General features: G+C 53.9%; 1 protein-coding gene. It reads left to right on the forward strand.

Annotated features, from left to right (window positions below):
- Positions 1 to 25: 25 nt before the first annotated feature.
- On the forward strand, positions 26 to 384 hold a 359-nt coding region (locus D7Y13_RS44880), incomplete at its 3' end, for an LmeA family phospholipid-binding protein (RefSeq protein ID WP_147452802.1).

The raw sequence follows: 384 nt of genomic DNA on the forward strand, positions 1-384 counted from the left end.
CTTGATCGATTAGACTGCTTGAGCAATGGAATTTTTGACAATTTTACTTTCAGCCCTGATTGGCTTGGTGTCGCCTGTGGGTCTAGTGGCCGATCGCCTTGCCGAAGATCAGATTCGCAATCAGTTTGACTCGGTTGAAGATCTGCAAGTCCGTATCGACAGCGTACCAAGCTATCGCCTTGCCCAAGGCCGAGTCGATCGCGTCCGCATTGCCGGAAGAGGCTTGTCAATTCAGCCCAATCTCCGCATTGCCGCCTTGGAAGTCGAAACCGACCCGATCGCAGTTGATCTGAGTGAGGGCGTGGAACTTGAAGCGCCTTTGCAGGCCGGAGTGCGAATCGTGCTGACGCAGGAAGATTTGACGCAGGCATTGCGATCGTCCAC

This window comes from Corallococcus praedator, assembly GCF_003612125.1.
Lineage (GTDB): Bacteria > Myxococcota > Myxococcia > Myxococcales > Myxococcaceae > Corallococcus > Corallococcus praedator.